The sequence below is a fragment of the Pokkaliibacter sp. MBI-7 genome (genome assembly GCF_029846635.1).
Taxonomy (GTDB): domain Bacteria; phylum Pseudomonadota; class Gammaproteobacteria; order Pseudomonadales; family Balneatricaceae; genus Pokkaliibacter.
Genome location: NZ_JARVTG010000002.1, coordinates 673,551 through 687,249, shown reverse-complemented (window position 1 = coordinate 687,249; position 13,699 = coordinate 673,551). Strand labels below are relative to the sequence as shown.

General features: G+C 59.0%; 13 protein-coding genes. All 13 read left to right on the top strand.

Annotation, left to right across the window (positions count from 1 at the left end):
• Nucleotides 1-15 precede the first annotated feature (15 nt).
• Nucleotides 16-993, top strand: coding sequence for a TRAP transporter substrate-binding protein (locus QCD60_RS22775; protein ID WP_279788737.1), 978 nt, complete (start codon nucleotides 16-18; stop codon nucleotides 991-993).
• A gap of 210 nt (nucleotides 994-1,203) precedes the next feature.
• A complete protein-coding gene (locus tag QCD60_RS22770) occupies nucleotides 1,204-1,941 on the top strand; it encodes an FCD domain-containing protein (protein WP_279788735.1) in 738 nt (245 codons plus the stop codon).
• A gap of 336 nt (nucleotides 1,942-2,277) precedes the next feature.
• Complete coding sequence (locus tag QCD60_RS22765) at nucleotides 2,278-3,255, top strand: TRAP transporter substrate-binding protein (protein WP_279788734.1); 978 nt, start codon at nucleotides 2,278-2,280, stop codon at nucleotides 3,253-3,255.
• Nucleotides 3,256-3,257: 2 nt separating this feature from the next.
• Nucleotides 3,258-3,875 (top strand): TRAP transporter small permease, encoded by a 618-nt coding sequence (locus tag QCD60_RS22760; protein ID WP_279788732.1) that lies wholly within the window; start codon nucleotides 3,258-3,260, stop codon nucleotides 3,873-3,875.
• Nucleotides 3,872-5,173, top strand: coding sequence for a TRAP transporter large permease (locus QCD60_RS22755; RefSeq protein ID WP_279788730.1), 1,302 nt, complete (start codon nucleotides 3,872-3,874; stop codon nucleotides 5,171-5,173). The genes QCD60_RS22760 and QCD60_RS22755 overlap by 4 nt, the downstream gene beginning before the upstream one ends.
• The gene (locus tag QCD60_RS22750; RefSeq protein WP_279788728.1) at nucleotides 5,170-6,192 is read left to right on the top strand and encodes a 4-hydroxythreonine-4-phosphate dehydrogenase PdxA; all 1,023 of its coding nucleotides are present in this window, start codon (nucleotides 5,170-5,172) and stop codon (nucleotides 6,190-6,192) included. The genes QCD60_RS22755 and QCD60_RS22750 overlap by 4 nt, the downstream gene beginning before the upstream one ends.
• 79 nt (nucleotides 6,193-6,271) lie before the next feature.
• Complete coding sequence (locus QCD60_RS22745; protein WP_279788725.1) at nucleotides 6,272-7,444, top strand: L-rhamnonate dehydratase; 1,173 nt, start codon at nucleotides 6,272-6,274, stop codon at nucleotides 7,442-7,444.
• Nucleotides 7,445-7,454: 10 nt separating this feature from the next.
• Nucleotides 7,455-8,450 (top strand): AraD1 family protein, encoded by a 996-nt coding sequence (araD1, locus tag QCD60_RS22740; RefSeq protein ID WP_279788723.1) that lies wholly within the window; start codon nucleotides 7,455-7,457, stop codon nucleotides 8,448-8,450.
• Nucleotides 8,451-8,532: 82 nt separating this feature from the next.
• Nucleotides 8,533-9,543, top strand: coding sequence for a TRAP transporter substrate-binding protein (locus QCD60_RS22735; RefSeq protein WP_279788721.1), 1,011 nt, complete (start codon nucleotides 8,533-8,535; stop codon nucleotides 9,541-9,543).
• 44 nt (nucleotides 9,544-9,587) lie between these two features.
• A complete protein-coding gene (locus tag QCD60_RS22730) occupies nucleotides 9,588-10,637 on the top strand; it encodes an amidohydrolase family protein (RefSeq protein ID WP_279788720.1) in 1,050 nt (349 codons plus the stop codon).
• An 81-nt stretch (nucleotides 10,638-10,718) separates the two neighbouring features.
• Nucleotides 10,719-11,768: a TRAP transporter substrate-binding protein gene (locus QCD60_RS22725; protein ID WP_279788719.1), complete on the top strand. Its 1,050-nt coding sequence runs from the start codon at nucleotides 10,719-10,721 to the stop codon at nucleotides 11,766-11,768.
• Between the two features lie 60 nt (nucleotides 11,769-11,828).
• A complete protein-coding gene (locus QCD60_RS22720) occupies nucleotides 11,829-12,341 on the top strand; it encodes a TRAP transporter small permease (protein ID WP_279788718.1) in 513 nt (170 codons plus the stop codon).
• On the top strand, nucleotides 12,338-13,618 hold the full coding sequence (locus tag QCD60_RS22715) for a TRAP transporter large permease subunit (protein ID WP_279788717.1): 1,281 nt from the start codon (nucleotides 12,338-12,340) through the stop codon (nucleotides 13,616-13,618). Before QCD60_RS22720 ends, QCD60_RS22715 begins: the two co-directional genes overlap by 4 nt.
• Nucleotides 13,619-13,699: the final 81 nt, after the last annotated feature.

The following is a 13,699-nucleotide window of genomic DNA, read 5'->3' as shown; positions in this document are numbered from 1 at the left end:
ATGAGGAGTGAGATAATGCTGAAGCACCTCATCACCGGTATGACGCTGCTGCTGTCACTGTGCAGCCCTGTCAGTCAGGCCGTGGAAAAGATCATCTTCGCCAACGGCGGCACGGCTGACAGTCTGCAGGGGCAGACTGCCCGACGCTTCAGCGAGCAGCTGCAGGCCAGACTGGGCGACCAGTATCAGGTCGAGTATTACAGCGACGGGAAGCTCGGCGACGAACAGGATCTGCTCGATAAGCTGCGTGACGGCCAGATCCAGCTGGCCACCATTTCCTCCATCATGTCTGCCAAAGTGCCGGAATTTGCCCTGTTCGACATGCCTTTTCTGGTCAGGGACCGTCAGCACCTGCAGCGCATCGACGATGCCATCGTCATGACGGACCTGGCCGCCGCAGCCAGCCGCCATGGTCTGCATATCATCTCGACCTGGGAGAATGGTTTCCGGCAGATCAGCAATAACAGTCGCCCCATCCACAGCCCGGATGACCTGAAAGGTCTGCGTATCCGCACACCGCAAAGCGAGTGGCGCAGCCTGATGTTTACCACCTGGGGCGCCCGGCCGGTACCGATGCCTTTCTCCCACCTGTTCGTCGCACTGCAGACGGGCGAAGTCGACGGCGAAGAGAATCCACTCAGCAATATCAACGGCGCCAGGCTGCAAGACGTGCAGAAATTCCTGTCCATTTCCAACCACGTCTATTACCCCATCTGGCTGACCGCCAGTGACAGCGGCTGGCAGCAGCTCCCCGCTGCGGTGCAGACGGCGATCACAGAAGTGGCGCAAGATGCACAGCACTGGTCTTTGGCCGAAGGGGAAAGGCTGGATCGCTCACTGCTTGAGAGTCTTGGAAAGTCAGGTGTACAGATCAACACCGTTGACCGCATCACCTTTATCGCAGCCAGCAGGCCGGTCTATGCCCAGTTTGCCCGACAGGTAAAAGGCGGTGATGCCCTGATCGAGCGCGCCATGGGTCTGGCCGGACATTAGCGTATTCCCGCAACCACCTGCTGGTTTCAGCCACTTATTCACTCGATACGCTGGGCGCCCTCCGACCTCAATCAGCCAGCCAGACGATCAGCCATACAGTGACCTGATTGGCGTACTTTCTGTTTCCTGCCTATTCTCCTCAGTATTGTGACCTGTCGTGATTTATTAAAACGGATTGGTATACTGGTACGGACTCCATACGAGATAAATATGATGACGACTCAGCTTTTCGCCTTTGAACAGGCGCTTAAAAATAAGACCAAGAAGGAAGTGCTTGCAGGCAAACTGCTGGAAATGATCTTCACCGGTCTGCTGCGGGACGGGGATGAGCTCCCCAGCGAACGTGAGCTGGGCACCCTGTTCGGGGTCAGCCGGGAAACCGTGCGGGGAGCCCTTGGCCTGATTGCCGCCTACGGGCTGATCCAGGTCTCCCACGGTGCCAAAACCCGGGTCAAGCGTGATGAGCGGTTACTGCAACGCTGCAGTGAGCTGATTCCTGAGCTTGGTAATCTGGAAATTAATAACTATGACATCGAGACCGTATTCGACAGCCGCAAGGTGGTGGAGGCGGCTATCGCTCGCAAGGCAGCGCTCTATATTGACGCGGCCGGGCTTAAGGAAATGCAGGTGTTGCTCAACCAGCAGAAGGAGCTGTTTAGCCAGCCAGTGTACTTCCAGCTCTCCGACAAGCGCTTTCACAAGCTGATTGCCGAGTATTCGCGTAACGATATTCTGCTGGCCTACTCAGAAGAACTGTATGCCTACGGCCTCAACTTTCGCCGGGCGGTCATGGTCAAGGAAGGCTCCATTGAGCGCAGCTACCATGAGCACGTGATGATTTACGATGCCCTCAAAGCCAAGGATCCTGATCAGGCCGAGAAAGCCATGCTCAATCACCTGCACAGTGTCTATATCACGACTGTAGAAGCCATGGATGAGGCGGAGTAATCCCGCCTCCCCTCTTTGTATTCAGCCATCTCTCCCGGCACGCTATTTATCCTGCCATCCTGCCATCCTGCCAGTCGTACACCCATCGCCAGCGCATCTCCTGCTGGCTCTCTGACACGCAATAGCGCATCGCATCCCGGCACCTAAAAATCCGGCATTTTTTTCCTTGACGATAAAACCCCTGTCCACTAACCTTCAAACAACTGGTCTGGTTCACATACCAGTCGACCAGAAAAAGAAGAAAGGCCGATAGCAGTACAGCATCAAAAGGACGGTGAAGCATCACGACGACACCGCCACTCCACCTCGAAACACAACAAAAATAAGGATGAGACAATGCTGAAGAAACTCGCCACCACTACCGCCCTGCTGTTCTCTCTAGGCAGCATCGCCAGCCACGCCGCAGAAAAAATCGTGTTCGCCATTGGCGGCACTCCCAACAGCCTGCAAGGGCAGACCGCACAGGAATTCACCAACAAGCTGCAAGCCAGACTGGGTGACAAGATCAAGGTTGAGTACTACGACAGCGGTCAGCTGGGCGACGAGCGTCAGCTGATCCAGAAGCTGCGCCTGGGGACCGTCGATCTGGCCGCCATCTCCTCCATCATGTCCTCCGTTGCGCCTGAATTTGCGCTGTTTGACATGCCTTTTCTGGTCAAGGATCGCCAGCACCTGAAACGTATCGATGACGAAATTGTGATGAAGGATCTGGCTGCTGATGCCAGCAAGAAGGGTCTGCACATTGTCTCTACATGGGAAAACGGCTTCCGTCAGATCACCAACAACAGCCGCCCGATCAACACCCCCGCAGACCTGCAAGGGCTGAAAATTCGCACCCCACAGAGCGAATGGCGCACCCTGATGTTCTCCACCTGGGGAGCCAATCCGACGCCCATGGCGTTTTCCGAACTGTTTGTCGCCTTGCAGACCGGCGTAGTTGATGGTCAGGAAAACCCGCTGAGCAATATCAACGGTGCCAAGCTGCAGGAAGTGCAGAAATACCTGTCGATCTCCAATCACGTCTATTCCCCCATCTGGCTGACAGCCAGTGAAAATGGCTGGAACAAGCTGCCAACAGAGGTACAGAACGCGATCAGGGAAGTGGCAGCCGAGACACAAAGCTGGTCCTTCGCCAAGGGTGAAAGCCTCGACAAGTCGCTGCTGGACAACATGACTCAGGCAGGCACCCAGATTAATCAGGTGGACCGTCAGGCCTTTATTGCCGCAAGCAAACCGGTGTACGCCAAATTTGCCGAAAAGGTCGAGGGCGGACAGCAGCTGGTTGACCGCGCCATGGCGCTGGCAGGTGAGTGATCATGGCATCGCTCATCACCTCTCCGTCTTCCTGCCGTCACGGAGTCGCCATGTCGCCGCTGAAGATACTGCGCAAGGGGTTTGAATACCTGCTGGAAGGCTTCACTGTCGCCCTGCTGCTGGGGCTGACCGTCATCGTGCTGTCAGCGGTACTGCTGCGCATGCTGGGCAGCTCTTTCACCTGGTATGACGAAGTTGCCTCTATCGGGCTGGCCTGGCTGAGCTTCTACGGTGCCAGTCTGGCGGCCCTGAAGCGCGCCCACATGGGCTTTCCCGGCATTGTCAGCAAAGCACCGGGGCCACTGCGCTCGGTGCTGTTCATCCTGTCGGAACTGATCGTCATCGGCTTCTTTGCAGTCATCGCCAAATTTGGCTACGACGTGCTCGACGTACTGGCCTGGGACAATCTGGTCTCCCTGCCGTGGATCAGCCTGAGCTTTACCCAGTCGGTGATACCCGTCAGTGCCGGTCTGTTCATCCTCTGCGAGCTGCTGAGCATGCCGGATGCCTGGCGCAAGATGCGTCAGGGCGTCGACAGTGAACATGAAGCCATCGAGGAGGCCATCCGTCTGGCGGAAGAAGGTCTGGCCCAGCATCAGGCCCGGGAGGTACGTCCATGACTCTGCTTCTGGTTATTGCTGCAATCTTTGTTCTGGTGCTGATCAACGTCCCCATTGCCGTCGCCATCGGCGTGGTGGCCATCGCCGGCACCTGGCTGACTCAGGGCTGGGATGCGCTGGTCAACATCCCGCTGACCCTGTACAGCGGTGCTACCAGCTTCCCGCTGATTGCCATCCCACTGTTTATTCTGGCTGGCGCACTGATGAACACCACCGGCCTGTCGAAACGACTGATCAATCTGGTCTCGGCCATGGTGGGCTTTGTGCGCGGTGGTCTGGCCATGGTGAATGTCGGCGTCTCGATGTTTTTTGCCGAAATTTCAGGCTCTGCCGTGGCCGATGTAGCCGCCACCGGTTCGATTCTGATTCCGGAAATGAAACGGCGTAACTACAACCCCGAGTTTGCCGCCGCTATCACTTCCGCTTCAGCGTCACTGGCCATCATCATCCCGCCGTCGCTGTCGATGATCCTGTATGGCGCGATTGCCGATACCTCGGTGGTCAAGCTGTTCGTTGCAGGCGTGGTGCCGGGCATTCTCGGTGGTATCGGGCTGGCAGCCGCCTGCTACTACTTCGCTGTCAAATACAACCTGCCCCGTGAGGAAGCCTTCTCCCTTACCCGGCTGGGCAAAGCCTTCCGCGAGGCATTCTGGGCGCTGCTGCTACCGGTGATCATTCTCGGTGGCATCTTTGGCGGCATCGTCACCGCCACCGAAGGTGCTGGTGTTGCAGTACTGGCAGCGCTGGTGATCGGGGGTCTGGTCTATCGCGAAATGGATTTGCAGGTGCTGTATCGCGCCGTGATTGACGGCGTAGTGCAGACTGCCGTGGTCATGTTGCTGGTCGCCACCTCCGCGATTCTTGGCTCCTTCCTCACCGAGATGCAGCTGCCGCAGCAACTGGCGCGGGAAATTACCTCCATCACCACCGATCCGGTACTGGTGCTGGCATTGCTGAACGTGTTGTTGCTGGTGCTGGGCATGTTCCTGCACGGCGCGGCCGCCATCATTCTGGTGGTGCCCATCGTGCTGCCGCTGATCCAGCAGATCGGCATCGACCCCATCCATTTCGGTCTGATTCTGACCCTCAATCTGGCTATCGGACAGCAAACGCCACCGGTGGCGTCAGTGCTGGCTACGTCCTGCTCCATCGCCCGTACCGATATGTGGAAAACCACCCGGGTAAACCTGCCGATGATTGGCGTGCTGTTTATCGTGCTGATGCTGGTGACCTATGTCCCGGCGATCCCCATGACCCTGGTCAACATGCTCTACCCCACCACTGGAGTAACCCAATGAGTAATTTGCGCCCGACCGTTGCCCTGACGCTGGGTGATCCTGCAGGCATTGGCCCTGAACTGATCGCCAAGCTGCTGAGCAAGCCCTCTACCCTGCAACAGGCCAATATCGTTCTGGTCGGTGACCCCTGGGTGTGGGAAGCCGGACAGCACACTGCAGGTGTGAAGGTGGAAACGCTGGCCATCGAAAGCCTGCAACAGGTGCGGGCACTGGACAGCGACCGTCCGCTGATTGTCGCTGTCGACAGCGTCAAGCCCGAAGATGTACAGGTAGGTGTTGCTGCCGCTTCCGGCGGTGCATCGGTGCTAAAAGTGCTGGATATGTGCCTGGCTGCCGTCAGCCAGCGCCATATCGACGCAATCTGTTTTGCCCCGCTCAACAAACACGCCATGAAGCAGGCCGGTATGCCCTTCGAGGATGAACTGCACTATTTCGCCGACTACCTCAGGGTTGATGGCTTCTTCTGTGAGTTCAACACCCTGGGGGGTCTGTGGACGTCACGGATTTCCTCTCATGTACCGCTGAAAGATGTTGCCAGCTATCTGAGCGTTGAACGTATCAAACAGGCCACCCGCCTGATTTATCAGTCACTGGCCGCCGCCGGTGTGGCGCAGCCACGGGTGGCCGTCGCGGCCTTCAACCCCCATGGCGGTGACGGCGGCGTCTGCGGCCGCGAGGAAATCGACATCATCGCCCCGGCCGTCAAAGCCCTGAACGACGAAGGCTTGCCTATCAGCGGCCCGTTCCCGGCTGACACGATTTTCCTCAAAGCCCGGGATGGCCAGTACGACGCCATCGTCACCATGTACCACGACCAAGGTCAGATCGCCATCAAGCTGCTCGGTTTTGAGAAAGGCGTCACCGTGCAGGGCGGCCTGCCGGTCCCCATTACCACCCCGGCCCACGGCACCGCCTATGACATTGCCGGTAGCAACAAGGCCAGTGTGCAGGCCATGGAAAATGCTTTTGCCATTGCCTGCCGCATGGGTGCCAGTTACCGCGCCCAGACTAGCGGCTGATAGCAGCCAGCCCGATGTGCCGACAGCCAGCCTTGTGAAGACACAGCAACAAAAATAACGATTTCTGGAGAAAGCCAAGATGAAAATCACCCAAGTGCGTGCCCGCGTATTTGAATGGAAAGGTAAGACCGTTCCGCCACAGGCACACTTCTGCTCCAACGCCATGGATCAGCTCTGGGACCGTGGTGATTCCATGGGCACCTTCCGTTTCCACGGCTGGACGGTGGTGGAAGTAGAGACAGACGAAGGCGTGGTCGGCATCGGCAACGTCGCGCTGGCGCCACGCATCGCCAAGGCCATCATTGATCAGTACCTCACCCCGCTGGTGCTCAATCAGGACCCGTTCGACTACGAATACCTGTGGCAGCGCATGTACCGCTCAACGCTCGCATGGGGCCGCAAAGGCGTGGCCATGGCCGCTATCTCCGCGATTGATATTGCCCTCTGGGACATCATGGGCAAGGCCACTGGCCGCCCGGTGTTCAAGCTGCTGGGTGGGCGCACCAAAGAAAAAATCCCCTGCTATGCCTCCAAACTGTACCGCACTGATCTGGATGAAATGCAGCGCGAAGCCCAGCGTTATATGGATCAGGGCTTCAAGGCGGTAAAAATGCGCTTTGGTTATGGTCCCAAAGACGGCCCGGTCGGCATGCGCAAAAACCTCGACAGCGTCGCAGCGGTACGTGAAGTGATCGGTGACGATGTGGATCTGATGCTCGAATGCTACATGGGCTGGAACCTTGAGTACGCCAAACGCATGCTGCCCAAGCTGGAAAAATTCGAACCCCGCTGGCTGGAAGAGCCGGTCATCGCCGATGACATTGACGGCTATGCCGAACTGAACAAGCTGACCAGCATCCCCATTTCCGGCGGCGAACACGAATTCACCTCCTACGGTTTCCGGCAGTTGCTGGACAAGGGCGCAGTCTCCGTCATCCAGTACGACACCAACCGCGTCGGCGGCATCACCGCTGCCCACAAGATCAACGCCCTCGCCGAAGCCTACAGCGTGCCGGTTATCCCCCACGCCGGGCAGATGCATAACTACCATCTGACCATGTCGACCCTGGCCTCGCCGATGTCCGAATACTTCCCGGTACACGACGTCGAAGTCGGTAACGAGCTGTTCTACTACATCTTTGAAGGCGACCCCGAACCCGTTAATGGCTTTATCGATCTGGACGAACACCTGCCCGGTCTGGGCCTGACCCTGTCCGACAAGTACCTCGACCAGTTCAACATCATCGAGTAAGGAGCCCGCAATGCGCCTGATTCAACTCAAGCACAGCCGTGGTCTGCGCGCGGCGGTGGTGGAAAGCGCCATTCAGGTTCGGCTGGTGGAGTTTGACGGGGGGACCTATGCGCTGGCCCGTGCCGCCATTGCCGAAGGTATCAGCCTGCAGGACATGATCCGCCGTCATCTCAGCCATGAACTGCTGGACTACCACCAGCTGCTCGACCTGCGCCTGCTGTTGCCACCGCTGACGCACCCCGATGCCGCGCACTGTCTGGTCAGCGGCACCGGCCTGACCCATCTGGGCAGTGCGGATACCCGTGACGCCATGCATGCCAGGCTGGACAAGGACGATGCCGAGCTGAGCGATTCCATGAAGATGTTCAAGCTGGGCGTGGAAGGCGGCAAGCCCGCTGCCGGACAGATTGGCGCTCAGCCTGAATGGTTCTACAAGGGCGACGGCGACATCGTTATCGCCCCTGAGCACCCTCTGCCCAGCCCCGGCTTTGCGCTGGATGCGGGTGAAGAACCCGAGCTGGTGGGCCTCTACGTCATCGGTGACAACGGCTCCCCTTACCGCATCGGCTTCGCCGTGGGTAACGAGTTTTCCGACCACGTTACCGAACGGGGCAACTACCTGTGGCTGGCGCACTCCAAACTACGTGCCTGCAGTTTCGGCCCGGAGTTATGGCTGGGTGAGGCACCGCGTCATCTGCAGGGTGAAAGCCGTATTGTCCGCAACGGCGAGGTCATCTGGCGCAAGCCCTTCCTCACCGGCGAAGACAATATGGCCCACTCGCTGGCCAATCTGGAGCACCACCACTTCAAGTACCGCCAGTTCTGTCGGCCCGGCGATGTTCATGTGCACTTCTTCGGCACTGCCACGCTGAGCTTTGCCGATGGCATCAGGACGCAGCAGGGTGATCGTTTCGAGATTGAACTGCCCAGTTTTGGTCGCCCGCTGCGCAACCCCCTGCAGCAGGCTGAGCAGGCTGGCAATGTCGTCGGTGTCGAAATGCTCTGACGGAGACATGCTCTTTGAGGCGGGACGCGCACCCTGCAAGTGCACGTCTGGCCTCTACGCAAGCGAATACAGGATCACAATAATGAAAACACGCTCCACACTTCGCACGCTTACCCTCAGTACCCTGACGCTGGGCGTACTGGCATTCAACAGCCCCGCCGCCATGGCCGACTGGGTGCTGAAATTCGCTCACCCGCACCCGACGGAAGACTCGGAACATCTTGCCGCTGAACACTTTGCCAGGCAGGTGGAGGAACGCACTCACGGCGAGGTGAAGGTGCGCATTTTCCCCAATGGCCAGCTGGGCAGTGATCAGGCCATGATTTCCGGTGTGCAGGCAGGCACCATCGACATCGAGCTGTCGGGCAACCCATATTTCAGCGGGATGGTCGGGGAGCTCGGCGTACTGGACCTGCCCTTCCTGTTCGACAACGCCGGACAGGCTCACAAGGTGCTGGACAGCACCACCGGACGGCAGCTGCTGGATATGTTTGATGCCAAGGGCATCAAGGGGCTGGCGTTCTGGGAGGTCGGCTTCCGTAACCTGACCAACTCCCGCCACGCCGTACACACGGCCGCCGACATCAAGGGCCTGAAGCTGCGCACCACACCGAACCCGGCACATCTCAAAGCCTTTACGGCGCTGGGCGCCAACCCCGTGCCCATGCCCTTCGCCGAGCTGTTTACCTCGCTCGAAACCGGTACGGTCGATGGCCAGGAAAACCCTGTCACCCTGATCCGCTCCGCCAAGCTCTATGAGGTGCAGAAATACCTGTCGCTGACGGCACATGCCTACACCGCCGCGCCGGTGATCATGAACAAGGCCAAATTCGACAGCCTGCCAAAAGACTATCAGGACATCGTTATGGATGAGGCGCTAAAAGCCGCCGCATTCCAGCGTGACCTGAACGCCAAAAACGAAAGCAAGGATCTGGCCTTCCTGCAGGAACAGGGCATGGAAGTGGTCAGCGATCCTGACCGCGACAGCATGCGCAAGGTGGTGGAAAAGCCAGTACGTGACTGGTTCGTGGAGAAGTACGGCAGTCAGTGGCTGGATGCCATCGAGCAAGCCAAGCAGACCGCTGGCCAATAGCAGTCTGACACCTGTTCTGCTTCTTCCGCACCTGGAGAACCGTCATGAGCCAAAGCCTCAGTGCCGTGCTACCAACCAGCCTGGCGTCGTTACCAAGCATGGCTTCGATCAGCCAGCAGGCACTGTCTGAACTGCAGCAGCGTTTTCTGCACAGTGAAGATGATGCGGACCTGCCCATCGTTGACGCGCACATGCACTTCTGGGATCCGCTGCACAACTACCATCCGTGGCTGTGCGATCTGCCGCGTATTGCCTTTCGCTACGGTGACTACTCCGCCCTCTGTCAGCCCTATCTGCCTGCCGATTATCAGCGGCAACAGGGGCAACATCGGGTTGTCGGCAGCATCTACATGGAGGCGGAATGGGACCCGACCGACCCGCTCGGTGAAGCACGCTGGATCAGCGAACTGCATCAGCGCAGCGGCTGGCCACTGGCGATGATCGGGCAGGCCTGGCTGGATCGTGACGACTGCGCCGAGCAACTGGCCGGGCTGGCAGCCTTCCCGCTGGTGCGTGGAGTACGTCACAAACCCCGTACTCTGGCGCAGCAGGACTACCGGCCAGATCACCGGCTGCCCGGCTCCATGCAGTGCGAACGCTGGCAGCGGGGTTATGCCCTGCTGCAGGAATTCAACCTGCTCTGTGAGCTGCAATGCCCCTGGTGGCATCTGCCTGATGCCGTGCCGTTACTGCAGCGCTACCCCGGTGTCACGCTGGTCATCAACCATACCGGCGTGCCCGGCGACCGCTCACCGGCCACCCTGACTGGCTGGCAGCAGGCCATGAGCCAGCTGGCGGCGTTCCCGCAGGTCAGTGTGAAGATTTCCGGGTTGGGGCTGCCTCAGCAACCCTGGCGACTGGAAGACAATCAATGGCTGATCCGCCAGACCATTGAGTTATTTGGTGCCGAGCGCTGCCTGTTTGCCAGCAACTTTCCGGTCGACGGTCTGGTTACCTCACTGGATGAGCTGTTTGGTCACTTCAAGCAGGCCACTGCTGATCTGCCTGCTGCCGAGCGGCTGGCGCTGTTCTGCACCAATGCCCTCAGGCTCTACCGGGTACGCCTGCCTGATGCAACGGCTGCACCGGGCTAACCGGCCTAGCCCCTGATGCCAAACCCTTACCCAACCCTGAATGTGCCTTCTGACAACATTAACAATTAAAAGGACAGCCACATGAGCCTTACCTCACCACTGCACACCGGCTACCCGCAAGCGGCGGTCAAGCGCAGGCACCTGCCCCGATTCGCTCCACTGATGCTGGCAGGCAGTCTGCTGATGGCCAGCCACGGCGCACTGGCACTGACTGCCAAGCTCGGCACCAGTCTGCCGGAAACCCATCCACAGACACTGGGGGCGAAGAAATTTGCCGAGCTGGTGAAAGAAAAGACCCATGGCGAAATCACCATTCAGGTGTTCCCCAATGCCATGCTCGGTAACGACGTCAGCATGACCTCCATGGCGCAGGCGGGCACGCTGGAGTTCACCGTCCCCTCCACCGCGACACTGGCCAGCCTCAACGACAACTTCAGTATCGTCAGCCTGCCGTTCCAGTTTGATTCCGAGCAGCAGGCTGACAAGGTACTGGATGGCCCCGCAGGCAAGATGCTGCTCGACAGCCTCAAGGCGAAACAGCTGGATGCGCTGGATTTCTGGGAAAACGGCTTCCGCCATATCACCAACTCCCGGCGCCCGATCAATACGCTGGAAGACTTGCAGGGGCTGAAAGTCCGCACCATGCAGAACAACCTCTACATCGATCTGTTCAATGATCTGAAAGCCAACGCCGTCCCCATGCCGGTCAATGAGCTGTTCACCGCGCTGGAAACCGGGGCCGTGGATGGTCAGGAAAACCCCTACACGGTGATCTATGCCCAGCATTTCAGCGATGTGCAGAAATACCTGTCGAAGACCGCCCATGCTTATGACGCGCTGGTACTGCTGGCTTCCGACAACTTCATGAAGCAGCTGACCGATGCCCAGCGGCAGGCCATTCATGAAGCGGCCGATGAAGCGACGGTCTATGAGCGCCAGACCAGCCGTGAACTGAACAGCAAGCTACTGGATGAACTCCAGCAAACCATGACCGTCAACGACGTCCCGGCCAGCGAACGTCAGCGCATGCGCGATGCTCTGCAGCCCCTGACCAAACGCTATACCGAGCGGCTGGACCCGGCCGTGGTCAGCGCCTTTGAGCAGGCGCTGGCCAGTTCCCGTCAGCAATGATGAACCGGCGATGGCGGCCGCTGGCAGCCATCGCCCCCGGATAAGATGTGTGGAGCTACCATGCTGTATTTCGCTCGTCTGGCGTTACGCCTGGAACAATTCCTGAACCTGCTGATGGCAGCCGGTCTGACGGTGATGATCGTTCTGGTCTTCATCAATGTCGTCCTGCGCTACGGCTTCAACAGTGGCATTTCCATCACGGTCGAGCTGTCACGCTACCTCTTCGTCTGGCTGACCTTTCTTGGTGCCGTCGTTGCACTGCAAAAGAATGAACATCTGGAGGTTGGCACGCTGGTCGACATGCTGCCAGCAACGCTGAAGAAACTGGTGCGTATCGCCGCCCTGCTGATGATGCTGGGATGTGCCCTGATGCTGATGATCGGTGCCTACAAGCAGACCGTGCTGAACTGGAGCAACCTGTCGCCCATCAGCGAAATCCCTATTGGCGTGTTCTATCTGGCCGGTCTGGTGGCAGGGGTTCTGATGAGCCTGCAGCTGTTGTGCCGTCTGATAGGTCAGTTGTTGCCTGAATCCCTGCTTACCCAGGCACGCTGCCGGGAGGTACACCCATGACTATCGCCCTGTTTTTAGGCTCACTGCTGGGTTCCATCGGCCTTGGCCTGCCTATCGCCTTTGCCCTGCTGGTCAGCGCGGTGGTGCTGATGCTGCACCTTGACCTGTTCAACACCCAGATTCTGGCGCAGAACCTGGTGGACGGTGCCGACAGCTTTACCCTGCTGGCCATCCCCTTCTTTCTGGTAGCCGGTGAGGTGATGGCTCAGGGAGGGCTGTCTAAACGTATCGTCAATCTGGCGATGATGTTTGTTGGTCACAGAAAAGGCGGGCTGGGCTTTGTCGCCATCTTCGCCGCCATCGTCATGGCCAGTCTGTCAGGCTCTGCCGTCGCTGATGCCGCGGCACTGGCCAGTATCCTGCTGCCAATGATGCGCGAGGCCAACTACCCGGTCGGACGCTCTGCCGGTCTGCTGGCGGCAGGGGGCATTATTGCGCCGATCATTCCGCCCTCCATTCCGCTGATCATCATCGGCGTCGCCGGGGGGATCTCTATCACCAAGCTGTTCCTCGCCGGCATCGTTCCGGGTCTGCTGATGGGCATCACCCTGGTGTTTATCTGGTCGATGCTGACCCGCCGGGAAGACATCGCCGTCGCGCCAAAAGCCAGCAAGCGTCAGCGTATCAATGCCCTGAAAGACAGCGTCTGGGCCTTGCTGCTGCCGGTAGTGATTATCGGTGGTATCAAGACCGGCATTTTCACCCCTACTGAAGCGGCCGTAGTCGCAGCGGTCTACGCCATCCTGATTTCAACGCTGGTCTATCGCGAGCTGAGCGCCAGACAGATGTTCGAGGTGCTGACCAAAGCGGCACGCAATACCGCCGTGGTGATGTTTCTGGTGGCCTCGGCCATGGTCGCCTCCTGGCTGATCAGCGTGGCACAGCTGCCGATGATGGTCGCCGATGTGCTCGGTCCGCTGACAGACAGCCCGCGTCTGTTGATGCTGGCGATCATGGGCGTGGTGCTGCTGGTCGGCATGGTGATGGATCTGACCCCCACCATTCTGGTACTGACGCCCATCCTCATGCCGCTGGTGAAGCTGGCCGGCATCGACCCGGTGTACTTCGGCATCATGATGGTACTGAACTGCTCCATCGGTCTGATTACCCCGCCGGTGGGCAATGTGCTCAACGTTATCTGCGGTGTCGGTCGTATCCGGTTTGAGGAGGCGGTGCGCGGTGTCGCCCCCTTCCTGCTGGCCTACGTCGGCATTCTGCTGCTCTTCGTCATCGTGCCGGAGCTGGTGACCGTGCCCGCCAAATGGCTGGCCCATTGAAGCTGCACGACAGCCAAACCGTTCACGATGACTAAACCGAGGTCACTGACCCAACCACGGCTGATGGCCTCACCTCCTTTG